Raw genomic sequence first — 22,118 nt, 5'->3', positions numbered from 1 at the left:
CGCGAAGGCTGATAAATTGAACAAATTGATTGTTTGGATCGGGATCATCCAAATCATGGATGCATCCGCACATTCCCTGAGCTACCATTTGGACGAGACATTCGCACCAAAGGACGAGGGCTGATCCGTCGCCCGACGACCCACAGACCGGCGGCGAGACGGACGGCGACATGTCAGATCGAGAGAGCGATCCATCCCACTGATCGTTCGACCGCGACGGCATCGTCAACTTAACGAAGCGTGGATACCGATGTGCGATGACGGGGGCAGGTGCTGTCACATTGATTTTGGCTTAACGGTTTGACGATAAGTCAGGTTGGCATGGTCGAAGCATGCGCCACCTACAAGAACCATCGCTTTCCGATCGAAATCGTTGCTCATGCCGTCTGGCTTTATTACCGGTTCGGGCTGAGCCTGCGCGATGTTGAAGAAATGCTGCTGGAGCGGGGGATCGTCGTCTCCTACGAGACCATCCGCCGCTGGGGAAAGAAGCACAGTCCCGATTATGCACGTCGCCTGCGCCGCAAGGCGCCATCGAAAGACGATGTCTGGCATCTTGATGAGGTAGCCGTGCGCATCAACGGCAGGCGGTGCTGGCTGTGGCGCGCCGTCGACCAGGACGGCTATGTGCTGGATGAGATCGTGCAGACCCGCCGCAATACCAAGGCGGCCAGGCGTCTGCTCATTCGTCTGCTGAAGAAGCAAGGCCTGTCGCCGAAGCGTATCGTCACCGATAAGCTGCGCTCCTATTCAGCGGCAAGACGTCAGGTCATGCCCGATATCGAGCACCGGTCGCACAAGGGCCTCAACAACCGGGCGGAGAACTCTCACCTGCCGTTTCGAAAGCCGGAGCGAATTCGGCAAGGCTTCCAGCATTGGCTCCCTTCAGCATTTCGTCTCCGTCTTCTCCGCCATACGCAATCTCTTTGTCCCCTCCCGCTCAAACAGGTCCGCCACGCAGATCCGAACTCACCGCCTCAATGCCATGGCAGAATGGAAGGCCGCGGCGTTGCAGATTGCCTGAAAACAGCTGTGGGCTTCCGCGCGTCCACGCTTCAAACAATGTGACAGCGCCACCGCGCGTATTCACCCATCAGCTGGCAAACGCGATCCGCGCTCGGCCGGGCTGCGCAACCTGACCAACTCCGCCCGGCCGAACGCTGATCGCTCCCTGTAGTCTCGGACGGTGAAGGCCGGCGAGGCGCCGGCGCTGGTCCATGCCTGGTCGGCCCCACGCGGAAAGGGCAGTAGCCGCAATCCATGTGGCCTATCGATAGGCGAGACGAAGGCCCGGATCGAAAAAGTATCGGGGGCAGGACCGCGTCGCGCGGCTGGTGCGATTCCACCTCAGCGCTGAGCTTCTCTCCCATCAGGAGGTTAGGTTGCGCGTTTCGGGCCGAATAGGAACACTGTGAGGGCCGCAAGCAATGTGGCAATCGCGGTGTAGGCAAAGACACTGGTGACGCCGGAAGCATCCACCAGTAGTCCGCCGAAAATCGCGCCGGCTGCGATGGCTACCTGGAACGCTGAGGTCATCAGCACGCCGGCGCTTTCGGCCTGCTCGGGAACGGCACGCAGCACCATCCAAGTCTGCAACCCCACCGGCACCGCACCGAAGGCAAAGCCCCATACGGAAACCGCAATCGCCGAGGCAAAGGTCGATGCTCCAAGCATCAGCAACGAGATAGCGGCTATCGCCATAAGCAGGGATGGCAGGGCCGCGACCGCCTTGAGACTGTGTTTGGCCAGGAATGCTCCGGCTAAACTGCCGAAGAAGCCGCTTATGCCAGAAACGAGCAACAGTAGCGAGATCTCCTCGATATCGAGCTCGGGATTGGTCCCGAGGAAGGCCCGGATGTAGGTGAAGCTGGCGAAGTGCCCAGAAGCGACCAGCAGTACGACCAAAAGTGCGACCTTGATGGTCGGATTTTTGGCCACATCCAGCAGACTGCGGAATCCAGCCATTTCAACGGGAGGCAGCGTCGGCATCGTTACCAACTGCACAAGCAGTGTAACGGCATTAACGACCGCGGTGATCATGAAGGGCGCCTGCCATCCCCAGATGTGGCCGAGATAGGCGCCGATGGGAGGCGCGCATACGAGAGCGACCGAAACGCCGCCGAGGATGATTGACATGGCGCGCGGCAGAAGGTGATTTGGAACGAGCCGCATGGCTAGCGATGCCGAAATCGACCAGAAGCCTCCGAGCGCAATGCCGAGCACGACACGTGCCGCCAGGAAGACCGTCGGCGACCACGCGACTTCCGCCAGAATGTTGGACAGGATCTGAAGCAGCATCATCGCCCACAGGACGATCCTGCGGTCCAGGCGCTTTGTGATGATGGCCATCGTCGGCGCCGAGATCGCCGCAGCAATCGCCGTCGCTGTCATCGTCTGTCCAGCGACGCCCTCTGTGATACCGAGATCATGCGCGAGCCGCGTCAGCACGCTGGCAGGCAGAAACTCTGCCGTCACCAGCCCGAAGGTGCCCAAGGCAAGCGAAATGACCGCACCCCATGCGGGACGAGACCGTTGATCCGGCTTTTCTGGGTCTTGCGGAACAGCACCCATGAAGCCTGTCGTGGATCCGGTCATGAATATGCTCGCCAGGTTTGCGTTGCGCTGCAACATGGGTTGGCTGCGATGACCCGAATTAAAGCCAGAAGCGCGCCGTCGCTGCCCGACATGTTGTGACAGTGGGGCGTGCAATTTCGGTGCCGGTTCTCCGTGCCGGACGAGGATGTCATCGTCGGGAGGCAACTCGTCAGGCCGTTCCATGCCGACGTCGCCGTCCGTCTCGAACCAGCCATGCGCAAGCAGCTCCGAGCACGTCTGATGTTGCGCGGCGGGAACGACGCAAAGCCGGTCGCTATGCCCGCCGCCTTTAGGCAGCCAAAATTGGCTCTGACTCGAAGGCCCAACTTCTGGTAGCGGCTCGAAGCTGACGCTTTGTGTCGGGCATTGTCGGGTCCGCTACACGGCTTGTTCCTACCATCATTTATCTGGCAGCGAGCACTTGTTAGAGCCCAAGCTAACCAGCTGAAAAGAAAAAGGAAGATCCCAGTTAGCTATGCATCGGAAAAGTTGGCACGAGTCTTGAAACCCTTTGGTGCGAGGCGGCGAGAGCTGCCCATCGGCATTTATGTCGCGGGCAGCCGCGATGGATGGAACGAAGGAAGGAAATCTATAATGTCAGGTCTGCGTCAGATCGCCTTTTACGGCAAGGGCGGCATCGGCAAGTCCACCACCTCCCAAAATACGCTCGCCGCCCTTGTCGACCTCGGGCAGAGGATCCTCATCGTCGGCTGCGATCCGAAAGCCGACTCCACCCGCCTGATCCTGAACTCGAAAGCGCAGGATACGGTCCTGCATCTTGCGGCACAGGAAGGTTCGGTCGAAGACCTCGAACTCCAGGACGTGCTCAAGGTAGGTTACAGAGGGATCAAGTGCGTGGAATCCGGCGGCCCGGAGCCGGGTGTCGGCTGCGCCGGCCGCGGTGTCATCACCTCGATCAACTTCCTCGAGGAGAACGGCGCCTATGACGATGTCGACTATGTCTCCTACGACGTGCTCGGGGACGTGGTGTGCGGCGGCTTCGCGATGCCGATCCGCGAGGGCAAGGCCCAGGAAATCTACATTGTCATGTCCGGCGAGATGATGGCGCTCTATGCCGCCAACAACATCGCCAAGGGCATCCTGAAATATGCCCATTCGGGCGGCGTGCGGCTCGGCGGCCTGATCTGCAACGAGCGCCAAACCGACCGCGAGCTCGACCTTGCCGAAGCACTGGCTTCCAGGCTCAATTCCAAGCTCATCCATTTCGTGCCTCGCGACAACATCGTCCAGCACGCCGAACTCAGGAAGATGTCTGTGATCCAGTATGCGCCGGATTCGAAGCAGGCGGGGGAATACCGGGCGCTGGCCGAGAAGATCCATGCCAATTCTGGCCAGGGCACCATCCCGACCCCGATCACCATGGAGGAGCTCGAGGACATGCTGCTCGACTTCGGCATCATGAAGACCGACGAGCAGATGCTTGCCGAGCTTCAGGCCAAGGAAGCGGCGAAGGCGGCCGCCCAGTAACGAGCGCTGCCGACACGAGGCGCCGCCTTGAGCTGGCCGCCTTGCAAAGAACGGCGCCTCATCGATGAGGCGTCACCAAATACCTTGAAAGGGGTCCCATGAGCCTGGATTACGAGAATGACGGTGCTCTCCATGCGAAGCTTATTGAGGAGGTGCTGTCGCAATATCCCGACAAGGCGGCGAAGCGCCGCAAAAAGCACCTCAGCGTCGCAAAGAGCGGGAACGAGGCTGGCGAGGTCCTTTCCGAATGCGACGTCAAATCGAACATCAAGTCCATTCCGGGCGTGATGACGATTCGCGGCTGCGCCTATGCCGGCTCAAAGGGCGTGGTGTGGGGTCCGGTCAAGGATATGGTCCATATCTCGCACGGCCCGGTTGGCTGCGGGCAATATTCCTGGTCGCAGCGCCGCAACTACTACGTCGGCACGACGGGCATCGACACGTTCGGGACAATGCAGTTCACCTCCGATTTCCAGGAGAAGGACATTGTTTTCGGCGGCGACAAGAAGCTGGAACAGATTATCGACGAGATCGAGGATCTGTTTCCGCTGAACAATGGCATCACCGTGCAATCCGAATGCCCGATCGGCCTGATTGGCGACGACACCGAAGCAGTTTCGCGGAACAAGGCCAAGGAGCACGAAAAGACGATCGTGCCGGTGCGCTGCGAGGGTTTCCGCGGCGTCTCGCAATCACTCGGCCATCACATCGCCAACGATGCGATCCGCGACTGGGTCTTCGAGAAGAAGGACGTGGAGTTCGAGGCCGGCCCGTACGACGTCAACGTGATCGGCGACTACAATATCGGCGGCGACGCCTGGGCCTCGCGCATCCTGCTCGAGGAGATAGGGCTGCGCGTGGTCGGCAACTGGTCGGGCGACGCGACCCTCGCCGAAATAGAGCGCGCCCCGAAGGCCAAGCTCAATCTCATCCACTGCTACCGGTCGATGAACTACATCTGCCGGCACATGGAGGAAAAGTATGGCGTCGCCTGGATGGAGTACAATTTCTTCGGGCCCTCCCAGATCGAAGCCTCTCTGCGCAACATAGCCAAGCATTTTGGGCCCGAAATCGAGGAGAAGACTGAGAAGGTCATCGCCAAGTACAGACCGCTCGTTGATGCGGTCATTGCCAAGTACCGGCCGCGCCTCGAAGGCAATACCGTGATGCTTTATGTCGGCGGCCTGCGCCCCCGTCACGTCATCACCGCCTACGAGGATCTCGGCATGGTGATCGTCGGCACCGGCTATGAGTTCGCCCACAACGACGACTATCAGCGCACGGGCCATTACGTGAAGAATGGCACGCTGATCTATGACGACGTTACCGGTTACGAGTTGGAAAAGTTCATCGAGGGGGTTCGCCCTAATCTCGTCGGCTCGGGCATCAAGGAAAAATACCCGGTGCAGAAGATGGGCATACCGTTCCGTCAGATGCACTCCTGGGATTATTCAGGACCGTATCACGGCTATGACGGCTTTGCCATTTTCGCCCGCGACGTGGACCTTGCCATCAACAATCCGGTCTGGGGCCTCTACCAGGCGCCTTGGAAAGAAAGCCCGTCCCGTGGGCGGGCGATGGCTGCCGAGTAACACCTGACTTTAGCCTGGTCTCCCCAGGGAGACGACGAACGCCCGCGGCCGCGTGATCCGCGGGAGACCTGAAACGTCTTCACGTCCCTGAGCTGCCGTATGGCGCCCAGATGAAAGAGGTAACCACCCATGCCGCAGTCGGCTGAAAAAGTTCTCGACCACGCCCCCCTGTTCCGTGAGCCGGAATATAGGCAGATGCTTGCCGAGAAGAAGCTGAATTTCGAATGTCCGCACGCCGATCAGATCGTTACCGATCAGCGCGAGTTCACCAAGACGTGGCAATACCGCGAAAAGAATCTCGCCCGCGAAGCGCTTGTCGTGAACCCCGCCAAGGCCTGCCAGCCGCTGGGTGCGGTGTTTGCGGCCGCGGGCTTCGAGCGAACCATGTCCTTCGTCCACGGCAGCCAGGGCTGCGTGGCCTATTACCGCTCGCACCTGTCGCGCCATTTCAAGGAGCCTGCGTCGGCGGTTTCCTCCTCGATGACCGAGGATGCGGCGGTATTTGGCGGCCTGAAGAACATGGTCGATGGGCTCGCCAACACCTACCAGCTCTACGACCCGAAGATGATCGCTGTCTCGACCACATGTATGGCGGAGGTCATTGGCGACGACCTGCACAGCTTCATCCAGAACGCCAAGGACGAAAACTCGGTCCCGCGCGACTTCGACGTGCCCTTTGCCCATACGCCAGCCTTTGTCGGCAGCCATGTCGATGGCTATGACGGCATGGTCAAAGGCATTTTGGAGCACTTCTGGAAAGGCCAGGAGCGCACGGAAGCCAAGGGAACCATCAACATCATTCCGGGCTTCGACGGCTTCTGCGTTGGCAACAACCGGGAACTCAAACGCCTGCTTGACCTGATGGGCGTGTCCTACACCTTCATCCAGGACGCCTCTGACCAGTTCGACACCCCGTCGGACGGCGAATACCGCATGTATGACGGCGGCACGAAGATCGAAGACGTGAAGGAGGCGCTCAACGCCGAGGCGACACTTTCGCTGCAGTATTACAACACCCGAAAAACGCTGGAATATTGCGAGCAAGTCGGGCAAGCGACCGCCTCGTTCCATTACCCGCTCGGGGTCCAGGCGACCGACGAATTCCTGATGGAGCTATCGGCGATCTCCGGCAAGGAAATCCCTGAGACAATCCGCCTGGAGCGCGGCCGACTGGTTGACGCCATGGCTGACAGTCAGTCCTGGCTGCATGGCAAGAAATACGCGATCTACGGCGATCCGGACTTCGTCCATGCCATGGCGCGCTTCGTGATGGAAACCGGCGGTGAGCCGACACATTGCCTCGCCACCAACGGCACCTCGGCGTGGGAAGCCGAGATGAAGGAACTGCTTGCATCCTCGCCCTTCGGCAAGGACGCTCAGGTCTGGGCGGGCAAGGACCTGTGGGCGATGCGCTCGCTGCTCTTCACCGAGCCGGTGGACCTGCTGATCGGCAATTCCTATGGCAAGTATCTGGAGCGCGACACCGGCACGCCGCTGATCCGGCTGATGTTTCCGATCTTCGACCGGCACCATCACCATCGCTTTGCGCTCATGGGCTACCAAGGCGGGCTGCGCGTGCTGACGACGATCCTCGACAAGATCTTCGACAAGCTCGATCGCGAGACGAGCGAGACGGGCGTGACGGACTATTCCTATGATCTCACCCGCTAACAGCGGCTGCCGGCTTTTCGCCGGAGCCGTCCGCTGCCCAACGGACCTTGGAGACCGACGCCATGTCCTCGCCCAGCGCCAAAATCCAGGATGTCTTCAACGAGCCCGCCTGCGATAAGAACCGCGGCAAGGATGCCAAGGCGCGCAAAGAGGGCTGTTCGAAGCCGCTGACGCCGGGCGCGGCAGCCGGCGGCTGCGCTTTTGACGGCGCCAAGATCGTGCTGCAGCCGATCACCGACGTCGCGCATCTGATCCATGCGCCGCTCGCCTGCGAGGGCAATTCCTGGGACAACCGCGGCGCCGCTTCCTCCGGGGCATCGCTGTGGCGCACGAGCTTCACGACCGACCTCACCGAACTCGACGTGGTGATGGGGCAGGGCGAGCGGAAGCTTTTCAAGGCGATCCGCGAGATCAAGGAAGCCTATGCGCCGCCGGCGATCTTCGTCTATTCGACCTGCGTGACGGCGCTGATCGGCGACGACATCGAAGCGGTCTGCAAGCGCGCGGGGGAAAAATTCGGCTTGGCCGTGGTGCCGGTCAATGCGCCGGGATTGGTCGGCTCCAAGAACCTCGGCAACAAGCTCGCCGCCGAGGCGTTGCTCGACCATGTCATCGGCACGGTCGAGCCCGACGACGCTGGGCCGTACGACATCAATATCCTTGGCGAATTCAATCTCTCCGGCGAATTCTGGCTGGTGAAGCCGCTCCTTGATCGGCTCGGGATCCGGGTGCGCGCCTGCATTCCGGGCGATGCGCGCTACCTCGACGTTGCCTCTGCGCACCGCTCCCGGGCGGCTATGATGGTGTGCTCGACCGCGCTCATCAATCTGGCTCGCAAGATGGAGGAGCGCTGGGACATCCCGTTCTTCGAAGGCTCCTTCTACGGCATCACCGACACCTCGGAAGCACTGCGCAACATTGCTGAGCTGCTCGTGAAGAAGGGCGCTGATCCAGAGATCCTCGCCCGCACAGAGACGCTGATCGCTGAGCAGGAGGCGATTGCGTGGAAGAAGCTCGAGGCTTACCGGCGACGGCTTCAAGGCAAGCGCGTGCTGCTCAATACAGGCGGTGTGAAGTCCTGGTCGGTCGTCCATGCGCTGATGGAGATCGGCATTGAGATCGTCGGCACCTCGGTCAAGAAATCCACTGTCGAAGACAAGGAGCGCATCAAACAGCTCCTCAAGGACGACAACCACATGTTCGAGCAGATGGCAGCGCGCGAGCTTTACGCCATGCTCTCAGAACACAAGGCCGACATCATGCTGTCGGGCGGGCGCACGCAATTCATCGCGCTTAAGGCCAAGACGCCCTGGCTCGACATCAACCAGGAGCGCCAACACCCTTACGCCGGCTATGACGGCATGGTGGAACTCGTACGCCAGATCGACCTCGCCATTCACAACCCGATCTGGCGCCAGGTGCGGGAACCGGCACCGTGGGATTGCCAGCCTGCCATGAAGGACGAACCGCCGAGCACAACGAGCGAGACGGCGAGCCTGCACGCTGTCCAGGAAGTCGCCCGCACGACGGCCCGCGACTGCGGCGAGTGTTGAGGAAAGCCGATGGCGCGCATCCTTCCCCAGACCAAATCAGCGGCGGTCAATCCGCTGAAATCCTCGCAGCCGCTGGGTGCTGCCTTGGCCTTTCTCGGGATCGACGGCGCAGTGCCGCTATTCCACGGCATCCAAGGCTGCACCAGCTTCGCGCTCGTGCTCTTCGTGCGGCATTTCAAGGAAGCGATTCCCCTACAGACCACCGCGATGGATGAAGTGACAACCATCCTCGGCGGGTCAGACAATCTGGAAGAGGCGATCCTCAACCTGAAGACCCGCACGAACCCAAAGCTGATCGGGGTCTGCACGACGGCCCTGGTGGAAACCCGTGGCGAAGATTGCGCAGGCGACATTGCCGACATCAGGCTGAAACGGGCGGAAGAACTCGCGGGTACGGAGATCGTACTGGCCAACACGCCGGATTTCGACGGCGCGATCGAACAGGGCTGGGCCACGGCTGTCAGCGCGATGATCGAAGTCATGACGCGACCGGGCGAGCGGGCGCGCCAGTCAAAGAAGATCGCGATCCTGCCCGGCTGGAATCTCACCGTGGCTGACATCGAGCATTTGCGCGAGATGGTTGAAAGCTTTGGGCTGCAGCCGGTGATTTTGCCGGACGTCTCAGGCTCGCTTGACGGCACTGTACCAGACCACTGGGTCCCGACCACCTATGGCGGCACCAGCATCGAGGATATCCGCGAGCTCGGCGCGGCCGAGCACTGCATCGCTATCGGCGAGCATATGCGTCACCCGGCCGAGGTGCTGCAGAAGATGACCGGCGTCCCTTACGTGCTGTTCCAGTCGCTGACCGGACTGGAGGGCGCCGATCAGTTCTTTTCCCTGCTGTCCGCGATTTCTGGCGAGTCTGTGCCGGCCAGCGTGCGCCGTCGACGGGCGCAATTGCAGGATGCGTTGCTCGACGGACATTTCCATTTCGGAGGCAAGAAAATTGCGATCGCTGCTGAACCAGACCAACTCTATCAACTCGCGACCTTCTTCACCGGCATGGGCTCCGAAATCGCGGCGGCGGTCGCCACGACCGATATGTCGAAAATTCTGGAAAAAGTACCGGCGGCCTCGATTCAGATCGGCGATCTCAGCGATTTGGAAGCGCTTGCCGGCGGGGCTGATCTTCTGGTCACCCATTCACATGGACGCCAGGCATCGCAACGTCTTGGCATTCCGCTCATGCGCGTCGGCTTCCCCGTCTTCGACCGGCTCGGCAGCCAGCACAAGCTCTCAATCCTCTATCAAGGGACCCGTGATCTGGTTTTCGAGGTCGCCAACATGTTCCAGGCCAACCGGCATGCGCCGACGCCCGAGAAACTTGATCCATTCCGCAAGCGAGAAACGCAAGATGGGGCCCGTCCGTCGCCTCTCACTGGTCACTGACGAGGGCCGAGATCCAATGCGTGAACGACAAGCAGGCGCCTTGCGCGTGGCAATCGCAACACAAGACATGAAGGAGCTCAATGCGCATTTCGGCTCGGCCAGGCGCTTTGTCATCTACGATGTGACGCCCGAGGAGTGGAACCTCGTGGAAGCCGTGGCCTTCGACGACGTCTCCGACGAAAGTGGGAAACATCGGACCGAGGGCGATGACCGCATCACACCGAAGGTGGAAGCACTGAAGGGCTGCCACCTCCTGTTTTGTCTGGCAATCGGCGGACCTTCGGCAGCCAAGCTTGTTTCGGCAAAAATCTATCCGCTCAAGGTTCCGCAGCCTCAGAGTATCCAAGATGTGCTGTTGCGCACGCAGGTGATGCTCAGAACGTGTCCTCCCCCCTGGGTGCGCAAGCTGCTGGCTGAGGCAGGCGTCGCGAAACCGTCCTTTGAGGACGACGACTGAAATGAGGAGGCGAAAATGTCCGACCCTGTGGTTAGCCCTGCTGTCGCCGAGGATCAGGTGGCGCTTGCCAGCCCGTTCCTGAAATGCCTCGTGCGGCTAATCCGTGCTCAGGACTCCTACGGAGCGTGGGAAGGCAAAGCGGAGCCCGAGCTGTTGGCCTCCTTCATCATCAGTAAGGAACAGCGCCGTGCAATCCCGATCATCGGCGATCCCGATCCGGACGTGCTGTGGAGGCTTGATATGTTCTACACCGCTGTTGGGCTTGCGATCGAGGAGCGCTGCGGGCTGATGGCATCGCCGATAATGGAGATGAGCCATGAAGGCTTCGGGCGGGTGCTGTTCACGGCCGGGCGGTTGGTGGCTCTGTCGAAGACCCTGCGCGATGTCCACCGGTTCGGCTTCGAGACGTACCAGAAGCTCACTCAGGCCGGTACGAAACTGGTCGACGACGCAATCGCCACCATCGAGACCTATCCCGAGGTGGCGCGTGCGTGATGAAGCAGGTTTCGAGCAAAGGGGCCATGACAATCTTGAGCAGCCGCGATGGCCAGCCCACGGAAGCCGAGGCGGGCCAGGTCGATGAGGGGGCTCTTGGGGTAGCGCCGATGAAGCCACTCGTCCTGATCTGTTCGCAAGATGCGGAGTTCTATCTGAATTATAGCCACATTCTGGAGGCGGACATCTTCGCGAGTGAGCAGGCAGGCTGCGCGAAGGAAGCATTTGTATTGGCCGAACAACGGGAGTTCCACGCCGTCGTGCTGGACTGCGTCCCAGCAAGCGCGACGGGAGCCACAATCTGCGCCCGCCTCAAGGAGGAGCCGCGGACGGCCGACCTGCCCGTTATTGCCCTGATCGCGCGCGGCGCCGAGGACCAGCACCTCGATCTCCTGAAAGCTGGCATTGACGAGATCTTTGTGCGGCCGATCGACCCGGCCAAGCTCCTCGACTGTCTACGGGCGAGGCTGGCGCTGCCGAAGCGGGGCGCAAATGGTCTTGAAAACGGCGGCTGGCTCACCTGGGGCGGCCTCGAGATGAAGGTGGATGCCCGCCGGATTCGCGGCAATGGCCACGACATTCACCTCGGACTCATCGAGTTCAACGTGCTGCGGCTTATGATTGAAGCTCCCGGCACGGTCTTCAGCCGGGATGAGCTTATCCGCAGAGCTTGGCCCGACAACGTCCATGTCGGTCCACGCACCGTTGATGTCCATATCAGCCGGATAAGAAAAGCCCTGAAGTCAGCTTCGCCCGGCAGCGTCATTCGCACCGTGAGGTCGGCCGGCTACTCGCTCGAGAAGCGGGACGACTGAATCAAGTGCCGGGGTGGCACTCCCACTCTCGCGCTGTGAGCCGGTCTTGCAGCCAGAACGCCACAAAACGAACACGCAGAGCAGGGCAGGCAAATGGCATTCAAAACTGTACTCTCTGTGACCGGCGCTGACCATTCCGATCAGGACGTCAGAACTGCTGCCGGCTTGTGTGCCGAAGTCGGCGCGCACCTTTCCGTACGGATTATACCGGCTCCGATGCTCGTTATGTCGTATCCGCCGAACGGAGTTGGTGTCCCCGAGTGGCCTATGGGACATGGACAGGCAATGGCCAACATTGAACGACCGGTTTCGGCAAATCGATGGATTTACACAGGACGTGGCCAGACTGGAAAGACGCTACAAAGACACCCAGAGACTGCTAAGAGCGATGTGCCTTTCCTATGACGTGGATACGGATTATTGCGAAGCGACCGGCGTCGGTGAGGTGGTTCGACAGCGTGCGCTCTGCGCCGACCTGACAATGGTCGGCCCCGCACTTCTCAACGACAGTATTGTCGGACCTCTCGTTATCAATGGCAGCTTATTCGACACGGGAAAACCGGTGCTTATTGTGCCGAACGGCGCTAAGGCGACCCTGTGGCCACGGCACGTCCTGGTCGGTTGGGATTCACGACTCGAGGTGTCCCGTGCGGTTCGGGAAGCGCTGGGTCTCTTATGCGCTGCTGAGGAAGTTCGTGTTGCCCTGGTCGATCCGAAGGCGAACTACAACGGGAACGGCGCGGAGCCTGGAGCCGATATTGTTGCCTATCTCACTCGGCACGGTGCTCGGGTGTCGGTTGATCGGCTGCCGAGCGCCGGTAAACCGGTGGCAACGGTGCTCGCGCAGCACGCAATCGACACGTCCGCAGACATGATAGTCATGGGCGCTTATGGCAGCCGTCGGCTGCGTGAGCGGCTCTTTGGCGGTGTGACGAGATGGATGGTTGAGAAGCCGACATTGCCGCTGTTTTTGACGCGCTGACTGGTTCCGAAGTTGCACCCACGCTATTCGAAGCTTTACTCCCCTGGGTGACCTATTCATATCATCGGGAGAGAGATCGCGGCGGCGCGAAGCTCCTCGGAGCCAATGTGCTGGGTGGCGCCATCGGGAATACGTCCGGTCTTGAGTTGCTGTCGGGTACTGCTCGCCCGAGATGATTCCGCTGCGCGGAGACCAAGGCCGCGCAGGGATGCTGCTAGACCCATCTAGGCCCGGCTTCGTGGGTTGGCGGAAGTCGAGAAAGAGAGGCTTTCTGCGCGGCAGGCCGAGTTCGGACCCTTTGCTGCGGCCAGCACCGCCGTTCGGCCAAGGCAATAGCCTTTTAATGGTCGGTCAGTAGCGGTGGACATGGCCACTGTTCCCGGCTGCCCCCGTTGTCAGTGGCAATCGAGTACGAGCACGCTGCCGAATGGACCAACTGGAGCAGCACGAAAAAGGCCAGCAATCTCTCAAGCCTGACCTATCTCCTTCTCGGCAATCGACTCATCTCGCCCGTGCTGCGTCGGGCGATTCCGATTGGCGGCGATCGCATCCCCCATCGTGCAGTTTTCTCATAGGCAGGTCGAGCGTTGAGTTTGCAGGCGCGTTGCGCCGATAATTGGTATTGGGCTCTGGGTTAGGGTTCTTGATCGCATCCGGTGGCCCGCATTCATACCGTTGATGGGCTTCATCGAAACAATCGATTTTACGGAGAGTAACGAACATGAAAAAGCGTCGCTCGGGAGGCGACGCCAACCGGAAATCTCTCCAGGTCATGCGCAAGACGGAAGGTAGAGCGGAGTCCTCCTAATTCTGATGCCCACGGTCCACCATTCAATGTAAGCGCTTCCTGGCGCATCCTGCAGAGCCGCGAGTCTGACCATTTGTTTTCGCTACCGGCGAGACGCATTCGGTCCGGAGGGTTGAGGGCTGCCTTCAGGCGTGTCGGGAAGGAGAACGTCTGAAGGGCGGAAGGCATTGACGACGTAGGCCGCGAACTCAGGAGGAACCAGTCGCTGATCCGGATAGACTGGCATTATTCCGTCCGACCGAGGTGGACCTGCCGATTGGCGACACGCCCACCCGACAGATCACAACCTGCTGCCCTTTGTGTTTATAATAGTTTCCTTCCGGCGCATTCGATGCAGCGGAGCTTCCGAACGAATCAACGGATGTCCTCCCATGATCAAGCTGAGCGACGGATGCTGTCGCCGCATTGAATCCCGTACTCTCGCTGGTCACCAAGCCGGTCAACATCGGCGCGTCATAGGGGAGGCGGGCGACTCCGCCCGATGGAATCAACGATGGGTTTCGAAAGCTCTCGCGTAAGCGGTCAGCCGATAACGTCAGGCCTAAAGTTCCAAGGCATGAGCATTTCGATCTCGGATGCCGGCCAGCCTTGAGCGATGCGAGTCAAGGTCTGTGAGAGCCAGTCGAGCGGATCGACGCTGTTCATTTTGCAGGTTTGCAGCAAGGTGGCTACCGTCGCCCAGGTTCGTCCACCGCCTTGGCTGCCGGCGAATAGACTATTCTTTCGCGTGATTGTCTGGGGCCTGATTGCACGCTCGACGATATTGGAGTCGATTTCGATGCGACCGTCCATCAGAAAGCGTTCCAGCGCCTCCCGCCGGGCGAGCGCGTAGCGGATCGCCTCGGCGGTCTTGGATTTTCCGGAGACCTTGCTCAGTTCCGCTTCCCATAGATCGAAGAGGCTCGCGACAATGGCCACGGAAGCGCAGCGCGGCTTCCGGCATCCTTGCCGCGAACCTCGTCCTCGACCTTCCACAATTCGGTCATGGCGATGATCGAATCCGTCGCGGCCTGCGAGATCCCGCTGATGTGCAGGTCGTAGAGTTTGCGCCGCAGGTGAGCCCAGCACCCGGCGAGCCGGATTGTTTCATTGCTGCCGGCTTTGGCCCGTGCCTTGACCAGGTTGGTATAGGCCGAGTAGCCGTCCACTTGTAGGATACCGCTGAATCCGGCGAGGTGGCGCGCCACGCAATCCGCGCCTCTGCTGTCTTCAAAACGATAGGCAACCATTGGCGGACTGGTTCCACCATAGGGTCGATCATCCCGTGCGTAGGCCCATAGCCAGGCCTTCGTGGTTTTCCCCGCTCCGGGGGCAAGGGTGGGCAAGGTCGTCTCGTCGGCGAAGACCCTTTCGCCCTCCTTGACGCGCTCAAGGATGTAATCGGCGAGCATCTGCAATTCGAAGCCCAGGTGCCCCATCCACTGCGCCATCAACGACCGGCTGAGTTCAACGCCATCGCGCAGATAGATCGTCTCCTGCCGGTAAAGCGGAAGGCCGTCGGCGTATTTCGACACGGCGATATAGGCGAGCAGCCGCTCCGTCGGCAGGCCGCTTTCAACGATGTGCACCGACGCCAGAGCCTGGACCACGCCGTCACGGCCCCGGAAAGCGTATTTGGGACGGCGCGTGACGATGACCCGGAACTTCGGGGGCACGACGTCCAGCCGCTCGGATCGATCCTCGCCAATCAGAACCTTTTCCAGCCCCTCGCAGTCGCCCGGGATTTCCGGCTCGATAACTTCCTCGATGCGTTCGAGGTGGGCGGCAAAACCCTTGCGCGGGCGCGGGGCTCGCTTCGGCTTGTCCCCAGCCGCGTGAGCAAGTTCGCTCCGGATCGCCGAAAGGCCGGTCTCGACCTCCTCGAAGACAAAGGAGACCTGCTCGTCGTCGATGGCCAGGCGTAGCCGCTCGGAACGCGTGCCATGTTGCGTGCGCTGCAAAACTTTCAGGATCGACGTGAGATTGGCGATCCGCTCGTGGGCGCTCTTCTCGACGGCCTTCAGCCGGGAGACCTCCGCCTCGGATGCTGCGATTCGAGCTTCGGCGACTACGATCCGGGCCTCGCTCGCAGCCTGCTCGCGAGCCATGGAAAGGATCATCGCCTTCAGCGCATCAACGTCGTCGGGAAGGGCAAGACCCGGTAGAACCATGCAAGCAACAAAGCACAAAAACAGCCGCTTTCCCAACCGTTCCAGTCGCATGATTCATCTTGCCGCAGGCCGGTTTCAGCCCGTCGATAACGGCCGCCTGACCCTGGCCGGACGGATCTTTTTCCAGTCTAACCCGGCCAGAAGCGCCATCAGCTGGGCGTGGTCGAGACGCATGCGCGCGGCCGATATCGCAGACCAGCAGAAGCTGTGATCTTCCAGAGTCTTCGAATAAAGACAAACCCCGCTGCCGTCCCACCACACGATGCGAACCCGGTCCGCACGCTTCGAACGGAATACGTGAAGCGCCCCCGAGAACGGGTCCAGGCCGCCATCCCTGACCAGCGCCATCAAAGAAGCCGCGCCCTTGCGGAAGTCGACCGGCTGGCACGACACGTAAACCACCACACCGGAAGCGATCATGCCTTGCGAACCGCGCGGATGATCCTCGCCAGGCGATCGGGATCGACATAGCCGCCGGCGCGCACCACTGCGTCGCCAATGACGATTTCCACCGTGTCGCTGCCCACCGCTTCAAAGCGCGTGAACTTCGCCGGATTGCTCGCTGCCTCCGTTAGTGGCGCAACCATGCCCGACGAAAGCGCCTTGCGGCGCCAAGCATAGAGGTGCGAGGGGTCCAGCTCCTCGGAACGCGCAACCGCCGACACATTGCCCCCTGGCGAGAACGCTTCGGCAACAAGCCGTGCCTTCTCTTCGTCCGACCGATGGCGCGGCTTGCGTCGGGACGGCACAGGCTCCGCCGTCAAAATCTCGAATGTTCGATGATGGCTCATACTGTCGCTCATAGGATTCTCCGCATGATTCATGCTGAAAATGAGCGATCAACCGCCTGCACGCTACGTGGGGATGCCTACGCGCTTACGCTCTCGCTGACGACGTGCAGGCAGACATTGGGCTATCCCGCTCACGCGCCACCGTCGCCGGCATTAGGGATCTCCCATGAGCTTCGGCTCCGACAATACGAGGCAAGGATAAACTCTCGCAAACCCGGCGGCACCCAGGTCGAGAATGGCTGCGGGGAGGGTAAAGGCCTATATCCGCACCTGTAATGCGCCACAGGGCAAGCGACCGATCTCGACAAACTCATGGCCCCAGACGGCATTTCAATCGTGAGGGGCTAATGGATAGAGGTAACACAAGTGGGCCCGCAGACTGTTGCCATAATAGGAGGCCAGGCCGTGGAGATCGCCAGCGAATCCTGCGTCGTGGTGCTGCTCGCTGAGCCGAGCTCAATCTGCTCAGTCGAGATAAGCCAAGCTCTTCACTGTCCTAAAGCAGCTCGCGCAGGACTAACTCATGTCAAATACCTGACGCCGACACAAAAAATGTCAGGTTCAAGACACCGGCCGTGTTTGGCCCGTTGCGCTTTATCGAAGCAATCAGCGCTTACTGCGTGGTGAGAGGGTTGGCACGCCCTTTGCGACCTGAGATGCAGCGACCCTGTGGTGAGGGCTGACTGCAAGCCGCAAGGCGGGCGATGGTCTCCTGACCCGTGCGTTCCGCTTCTGAGAAAAAACCAGCTCGCGCATAAAGCCACGAAAGTGAGAATCGCTTGAAGAACGACACGTCACTTCGAATGGAGTCCCCGGCTCCTCCGATCAAAGTGGAGAACTGGTTGCGTGGCAAGCCCCTCACGAACTTTCGGTCCGGCAAAGTGTACCTCGTCGAATTTTGGGCGACTTGGTGCGCCCCCTGTGTGGCGGCGATGCCCCGTCTGATGCAGCTGCAGGAAACATTCAGGGACCGCGGACTTGAGGTCGTTGGCGTCGCGGCTAGCGAACGTGCAGCAACGACAGAGGGGGCCCGAAGCGGGTTGGACGCCTGGTTGACGAACAAGTTCCCAAATCTGAACTTTCCGATCGCGTTCGACTCCACCGGTGAAATGAAGAAGCTTTGGATGGAGCCAAGCTTATCAACCGGGATTCCCACGACATTCATAGTAGACCGCGATGGCCACATAGCCTTCATTGGTGATCCTACTGACCTCGATACCGTCTTACCGAAAGTTCTCAATGGCAGCTGGCGCAGCAGCGACGAAGCGAAAGCCGCGGATAAGGAGCGAATCGCCAAACAGGAACCCAAAGCGCGCCGGCAAGCGTTGAGAAAGCCGATCCTGGCCAAGTTTGGAGCTGCGGTTGAGAAAGAGGATTGGAAGACGGCGCTCTCGGCAATCGAAGAGGGTATCGCCTTGGTGCCGGACGACGTCGATCTGCGACTGTATCATGTACATCTGGTGCTTAACAGCATGCAGGACATTCCGAACGGCTTGCGCGTCATGCACAAATTGGTTCGCGACGCGATCGCCAGAAACTCCGAGCATTGGATGACCATGGCCTTAGACCAACTCTTCCACCCATGGACCGACCATTCGCGCATTCCGTCTGATGCCCGCTTTGCGATGGGCAAGGACCTGTCCGAACAGATCCTGGCCTTGGATCCCGCCAAAGACCAGCTCGATCGGTTGTGGTCCTATCCAGCAGTCGCTCGGTACTATCGTGACAGCGGCGACAAGGAGCGCGCGATCGACTTGATCGAGCTGGCACTGAAGTCGCTGCCCGAGCCTGTTCCCGACGACGTGAAGGAATTCGTTTTACCGGGTTTGCTGCAGATGCTGGCCAACTACAAGGGGGAGAAGGTCTGTCACGGCCCTCTCTGTGTGGCTCCGCAAAACAACGATCCCGAAACGGTCGCTTCATGAGTCAGACATGCAGCATGGGCTGCATGATTGTTAGCAAGTTGGCGCTTCAAATCATGCGATGACCTCCGACCGATTGAGGCGGAAGCAATCTTCTCGAGCTCGGTCGGGAACCTCGCAGTCGAGGACTAATCAAGATCGGTTTCCCAAGGTGCACCGCACAGTTGCTGAGCCAGCAAGTTGGCACGGCCTTTGCGCGTTGAGCTGAGTGAGGGCTGACCGCATGAGAACACGCAAGACGATTGATGGTCTGGTAACTGGTGTGTTCCGTTTCTGAGAGAAGAACCAGCTCGCGCATAAACGTCAGGAAGGTGTGGAATAGCTATGGAGAACAACATGGTGTTGCGCAGCTATGCGCCAGCTAGTTGAGGATGCGATCGACAAAAAGTTCGAGGCCGTGTCTTGGTACGTCCCGGTCGCTCAATACTATTATGAGAGCGGCAACAAAGATCGCGCGATCGAGTTGATCGAGGTGGCACTGAAATCTCTGGGTGATCCGGACACGATGCCGGACTGCTCCAAGCCCTGGCCAACTACACGGGTGAGAAGGCCTGCTACGCGAAGCTTTGCGTGGTTCCGCAAAACAAGGCTCCTGAACATCAAAGCGCAATCGCCTGATGAGCAAAGATCGCAAAGGGATCACATGTGGAATGGACCCCTGGTCAATTCGCCAGTTCTGCGGCGTGCCCGCTTTAAGTGTGTCCGTGCAACACAGGGCGGACCAATTGCCGAACGTTGGAAGTGAAACTTCGTAGTGACCTTCGACCGGATTTGCGCGGAAGAGATGTTCGAGGCGAATTTGGGCTGTCGCGGAAGACATCACGGTCAGGAAGTGTCCAAGGCCGGCCAAGGGACGGCATTAACGTGGGATCGGCCCGGCCAGGCCGGCCGATAGGGAATAGGCTTGGAAACCATCTCGCTGATCGCGACGCGGTTATCGAGGCGGGCCGACCTATCTCGATCCCGCCAACGCCCCACAAGTCGCCGAAATGAGTGTCGATCTCATGACTTGGCTGGGATCCATGGGCTTCACAGCCGACCACACGACAGCGGGGACAGCGGCACCGAGGTCGAGAATGCCCGCGTAGAGGGGAAGCCCAATGGCCATGGCCGATATTCGCCGCGAACATCGCCTGATTGGGAAAACACCTACAGGAGGAAGACAAATGGACCTCTCTTGCATTGGGGTGGGTGCTGGACCGTCTAATCTGAGCCTTGCGTGTCAAATACATGAGCAGATGGGGCGAGGGGCACTGTTCTTGGATCGGCAGGTCGACTTCCGCTGGCACCCAGGCCGCGCATTCGATTCCTCGGAGCTCCAGGTCAGCCACTTCAAGGATCTGGTCACGCTGGTGAATCCGCGATCAGCCTACACTTTCGTAAACTACCTGCACGAGAACGGGCGTCTGTACCACTTCTTGAATGCACAATTCGAGGCCGTACCCAGAGCTGAGTTCGAGCAATACTTGAACTGGGCCTTCCACAGGAACCCGCTTGTCCGCGGCGGCCAGACTGTGCGCGAAATCCGCTTTGACGGCGAGTTTCGGGTGTGGACGAACGACGCAGTTTTTGGCGCTAGAGACCTCGTGGTCGGCATCGGCAAGCAGGCGCGGATTCCGTCTCAGTTTCAGGGCTGGACTGGGCGCAACCTGTTCCACTCATCGGATTTACTGCACATCCATCCTGAGGTTTGGAAAAAGGACGTTTGCGTGGTTGGTGGAGGCCAGTCGGGAGCCGAGGTGCTGTTGCACCTTGTCGGCCCGCCAAAAGAGCGGCGGCCTCGATCGATCACTTGGGTCTCGGAGCGCGAAAACTATCTGCCCATCGACAACAGCCAGTTTACCAACGAGTTGTTCGTGGCCTGCTTTTCGGATCGCTTCGCGGCAATGAACGAGTCGCAGCGCAAACTGTTCCTGAGGCGTTTCGTGCTTGCTTCCGACGGCATTTCGGAAAACACGTTGCGCGCGATCTATCAGGCGCTATACCGCCACGCGTTTTTAACAAACCACTGCGAAATCACGCTGCTGCCGGGCTGCAGCGTCTCACACTGCATCAACCTCGGCGCGGGTCACAGGCTGACCCTCCAGCACGGCATGGAGGAGGTCGACGAAGTCACGGCCGACATCGTCATCCTGGCCACCGGTTACGAGAACGCGGTACCAGACTTCTTGGAACCGATGGCGGACCGGCTGGGACATATCGACAATGAGTTGGCCATTCGCGAGGATTTTTCGGTGGGCTGGGACGGACCGCGTGACAGGCGCATCTTCGTACAGAACGCGACCCTCGGGGAGCGCGGGCTGGCTGATCCAAATCTAAGCCTGCTGGCCTTGCGAGCGCGTCGCATCCTCGACAGCCTTCTGGGGCGCGCGGCGCACGCGAACCCCGAGCATCCCGGCTTCATCAGACCTACCTCCGTCGAGAGCTGGCCCCACCCCGTCGCAGAAGAAATGGGCAGCGGGATATGACTTGTCGACGACTGATCATCGGCGGGGGCCGCTAAGGAATGCTGTCCGCCTTCGCTGAAGGCCGGTGTGGATGCGGCATCCGGTGTCTAGCGAAACAGCATAGGCGCTATCCGGCGGCAGCTCGCACTCGACGCATCGGGCCTCCTCGACCCCGGCTTCAGGCTTTCGGAGACAGGCTGATCCAAAAAACCGGCCGGCAGTCAGTCGCTGCACGCGGGAGCCAGTCTTGGGGTTGCCCGCGCACTTTCGAAAGGCGCCGAAGTGCTGCTGTTCTACGAGCCGAGGCCAGCTTGCCGCAGGCAAGGCAGCCAAGCTGCTTTGTCTCCCAAGTGTCTGATGCAGGAGTGATGCGTGTCCAAAACCTTACAGCCGGCGGAAAACATGTCGGATCTAAAACAACCGGCCCCGCCGGGTTTGTGAGGTTTTTCGAAGCCTAATCATGCCCTTACTGCGTACTGAGCGTGCTGGCACGGCCTTTGCTGCTTGAGATGCGGCAAGACTCGTCGGGCTGACCGCATGAGAACACTAAAGAGGATTGATCGTCTGCTGATCCGTGTGTTCCGCTGCTGAGAGAACGAGCAGCTCGCGCATGCACGCCAGGAAAGGTGTGGGAATTTGGAGAACAACATGGTGTTGCGTATTGAGTCCCCGGCTCCCCCAATCAAGGTGGACGCCTGGCTGCGTGGCGAGCCCCTCACGACCTTTCAGTCGGGCAAGGTGTATCTTGTTGAATTTTGGGCGACCGAGTGCGGACCCTGCCCGACCGTTCATTCAAAGGCTCCTGCCGCTGATCCGTGCTCAGGACGGCTCATGCCAAGTGCAAATCGGGGACCGAGCTGCTGGCCGACTTCATCATCACCAAAAAGCTGCAGCGTTAAGATCCCCGGCGATCCTGCTGTGTAGGCTCGACATATTTCCCACCGCGGTGGGGGATTGCGA

14 protein-coding genes and 2 pseudogenes are annotated in these 22,118 nt (G+C 60.2%); 12 read left to right on the top strand and 4 right to left on the bottom strand.

Features of this window, described 5'->3' with window-relative positions:
* Nucleotides 1-321: 321 nt before the first annotated feature.
* Nucleotides 322-1,024 (top strand): annotated as a pseudogene (locus AC56QQ_RS32260) (IS6 family transposase).
* 353 nt (nucleotides 1,025-1,377) lie between these two features.
* Here AC56QQ_RS32260 and AC56QQ_RS32255 read toward each other — a convergent pair.
* Nucleotides 1,378-2,595 carry an MFS transporter gene (locus AC56QQ_RS32255; RefSeq protein ID WP_258599972.1) on the bottom strand — a complete coding sequence of 406 codons (1,218 nt, stop codon included), beginning with the start codon at nucleotides 2,593-2,595 and terminating at the stop codon, nucleotides 1,378-1,380.
* A 594-nt stretch (nucleotides 2,596-3,189) separates the two neighbouring features.
* On the opposite strand from AC56QQ_RS32255, the gene nifH reads away from it, so the two are divergent.
* From nifH to AC56QQ_RS32210, 9 genes are all read left to right on the top strand, one after another.
* Nucleotides 3,190-4,083: a nitrogenase iron protein gene (gene nifH, locus AC56QQ_RS32250; protein ID WP_013533491.1), complete on the top strand. Its 894-nt coding sequence runs from the start codon at nucleotides 3,190-3,192 to the stop codon at nucleotides 4,081-4,083.
* A 98-nt stretch (nucleotides 4,084-4,181) separates the two neighbouring features.
* Complete coding sequence (nifD, locus tag AC56QQ_RS32245; RefSeq protein ID WP_497124601.1) at nucleotides 4,182-5,675, top strand: nitrogenase molybdenum-iron protein alpha chain; 1,494 nt, start codon at nucleotides 4,182-4,184, stop codon at nucleotides 5,673-5,675.
* A gap of 129 nt (nucleotides 5,676-5,804) precedes the next feature.
* Nucleotides 5,805-7,346: a nitrogenase molybdenum-iron protein subunit beta gene (gene nifK, locus AC56QQ_RS32240; protein WP_497124600.1), complete on the top strand. Its 1,542-nt coding sequence runs from the start codon at nucleotides 5,805-5,807 to the stop codon at nucleotides 7,344-7,346.
* Nucleotides 7,347-7,408: 62 nt separating this feature from the next.
* A complete protein-coding gene (nifE, locus tag AC56QQ_RS32235; RefSeq protein WP_497124598.1) occupies nucleotides 7,409-8,899 on the top strand; it encodes a nitrogenase iron-molybdenum cofactor biosynthesis protein NifE in 1,491 nt (496 codons plus the stop codon).
* Between the two features lie 9 nt (nucleotides 8,900-8,908).
* On the top strand, nucleotides 8,909-10,291 hold the full coding sequence (gene nifN / locus AC56QQ_RS32230; protein WP_497124597.1) for a nitrogenase iron-molybdenum cofactor biosynthesis protein NifN: 1,383 nt from the start codon (nucleotides 8,909-8,911) through the stop codon (nucleotides 10,289-10,291).
* Nucleotides 10,257-10,748 (top strand): nitrogen fixation protein NifX, encoded by a 492-nt coding sequence (gene nifX / locus AC56QQ_RS32225; protein ID WP_489859508.1) that lies wholly within the window; start codon nucleotides 10,257-10,259, stop codon nucleotides 10,746-10,748. Before nifN ends, nifX begins: the two co-directional genes overlap by 35 nt.
* A 15-nt stretch (nucleotides 10,749-10,763) precedes the next feature.
* Nucleotides 10,764-11,243 (top strand): NifX-associated nitrogen fixation protein, encoded by a 480-nt coding sequence (locus AC56QQ_RS32220; RefSeq protein ID WP_497124596.1) that lies wholly within the window; start codon nucleotides 10,764-10,766, stop codon nucleotides 11,241-11,243.
* On the top strand, nucleotides 11,243-12,058 hold the full coding sequence (locus AC56QQ_RS32215; RefSeq protein WP_497101044.1) for a response regulator transcription factor: 816 nt from the start codon (nucleotides 11,243-11,245) through the stop codon (nucleotides 12,056-12,058). The genes AC56QQ_RS32220 and AC56QQ_RS32215 overlap by 1 nt, the downstream gene beginning before the upstream one ends.
* 337 nt (nucleotides 12,059-12,395) lie before the next feature.
* On the top strand, nucleotides 12,396-13,040 hold the full coding sequence (locus AC56QQ_RS32210) for a universal stress protein (protein ID WP_497100478.1): 645 nt from the start codon (nucleotides 12,396-12,398) through the stop codon (nucleotides 13,038-13,040).
* Nucleotides 13,041-14,370: 1,330 nt separating this feature from the next.
* On the opposite strand, the pseudogene tnpC reads toward AC56QQ_RS32210, so the two are convergent.
* The 3 genes and pseudogenes from tnpC to AC56QQ_RS32195 form a co-directional block, all read right to left on the bottom strand.
* Nucleotides 14,371-15,998: pseudogene (gene tnpC / locus AC56QQ_RS32205) on the bottom strand (IS66 family transposase).
* Between the two features lie 75 nt (nucleotides 15,999-16,073).
* Nucleotides 16,074-16,418 carry an IS66 family insertion sequence element accessory protein TnpB gene (tnpB, locus tag AC56QQ_RS32200; protein WP_023693549.1) on the bottom strand — a complete coding sequence of 115 codons (345 nt, stop codon included), beginning with the start codon at nucleotides 16,416-16,418 and terminating at the stop codon, nucleotides 16,074-16,076.
* Nucleotides 16,415-16,801, bottom strand: coding sequence for a transposase (locus AC56QQ_RS32195; RefSeq protein ID WP_497124691.1), 387 nt, complete (start codon nucleotides 16,799-16,801; stop codon nucleotides 16,415-16,417). The genes tnpB and AC56QQ_RS32195 overlap by 4 nt, the downstream gene beginning before the upstream one ends.
* Nucleotides 16,802-17,592: 791 nt before the next feature.
* Between AC56QQ_RS32195 and AC56QQ_RS32190 the strand changes: the two genes are divergently transcribed.
* Both AC56QQ_RS32190 and AC56QQ_RS32185 read left to right on the top strand, forming a co-directional pair.
* The gene (locus AC56QQ_RS32190; RefSeq protein WP_497101045.1) at nucleotides 17,593-18,714 is read left to right on the top strand and encodes a TlpA disulfide reductase family protein; all 1,122 of its coding nucleotides are present in this window, start codon (nucleotides 17,593-17,595) and stop codon (nucleotides 18,712-18,714) included.
* 1,097 nt (nucleotides 18,715-19,811) lie between these two features.
* Nucleotides 19,812-21,179, top strand: coding sequence for a lysine N(6)-hydroxylase/L-ornithine N(5)-oxygenase family protein (locus AC56QQ_RS32185; RefSeq protein WP_497100480.1), 1,368 nt, complete (start codon nucleotides 19,812-19,814; stop codon nucleotides 21,177-21,179).
* Nucleotides 21,180-22,118: the final 939 nt, after the last annotated feature.

It is taken from the genome of Mesorhizobium sp. RCAM 05099 (genome assembly GCF_059683685.1).
Note: the sequence above shows the minus strand (reverse complement) of the source record. Positions and strands in the feature narration are given on the sequence as shown.

Coding starts and splice junctions, on each gene's coding strand:
- AC56QQ_RS32255 (WP_258599972.1), bottom strand. CDS start 2,595: ATGACCGGATCCACGACAGGCTTCATGGGTGCTGTTCCGCAAGACCCA.
- nifH (WP_013533491.1), top strand. CDS start 3,190: ATGTCAGGTCTGCGTCAGATCGCCTTTTACGGCAAGGGCGGCATCGGC.
- nifD (WP_497124601.1), top strand. CDS start 4,182: ATGAGCCTGGATTACGAGAATGACGGTGCTCTCCATGCGAAGCTTATT.
- nifK (WP_497124600.1), top strand. CDS start 5,805: ATGCCGCAGTCGGCTGAAAAAGTTCTCGACCACGCCCCCCTGTTCCGT.
- nifE (WP_497124598.1), top strand. CDS start 7,409: ATGTCCTCGCCCAGCGCCAAAATCCAGGATGTCTTCAACGAGCCCGCC.
- nifN (WP_497124597.1), top strand. CDS start 8,909: ATGGCGCGCATCCTTCCCCAGACCAAATCAGCGGCGGTCAATCCGCTG.
- nifX (WP_489859508.1), top strand. CDS start 10,257: ATGGGGCCCGTCCGTCGCCTCTCACTGGTCACTGACGAGGGCCGAGAT.
- AC56QQ_RS32220 (WP_497124596.1), top strand. CDS start 10,764: ATGTCCGACCCTGTGGTTAGCCCTGCTGTCGCCGAGGATCAGGTGGCG.
- AC56QQ_RS32215 (WP_497101044.1), top strand. CDS start 11,243: ATGAAGCAGGTTTCGAGCAAAGGGGCCATGACAATCTTGAGCAGCCGC.
- tnpB (WP_023693549.1), bottom strand. CDS start 16,418: ATGATCGCTTCCGGTGTGGTGGTTTACGTGTCGTGCCAGCCGGTCGAC.
- AC56QQ_RS32195 (WP_497124691.1), bottom strand. CDS start 16,801: ATGAGCGACAGTATGAGCCATCATCGAACATTCGAGATTTTGACGGCG.
- AC56QQ_RS32190 (WP_497101045.1), top strand. CDS start 17,593: ATGGAGTCCCCGGCTCCTCCGATCAAAGTGGAGAACTGGTTGCGTGGC.
- AC56QQ_RS32185 (WP_497100480.1), top strand. CDS start 19,812: ATGGCCATGGCCGATATTCGCCGCGAACATCGCCTGATTGGGAAAACA.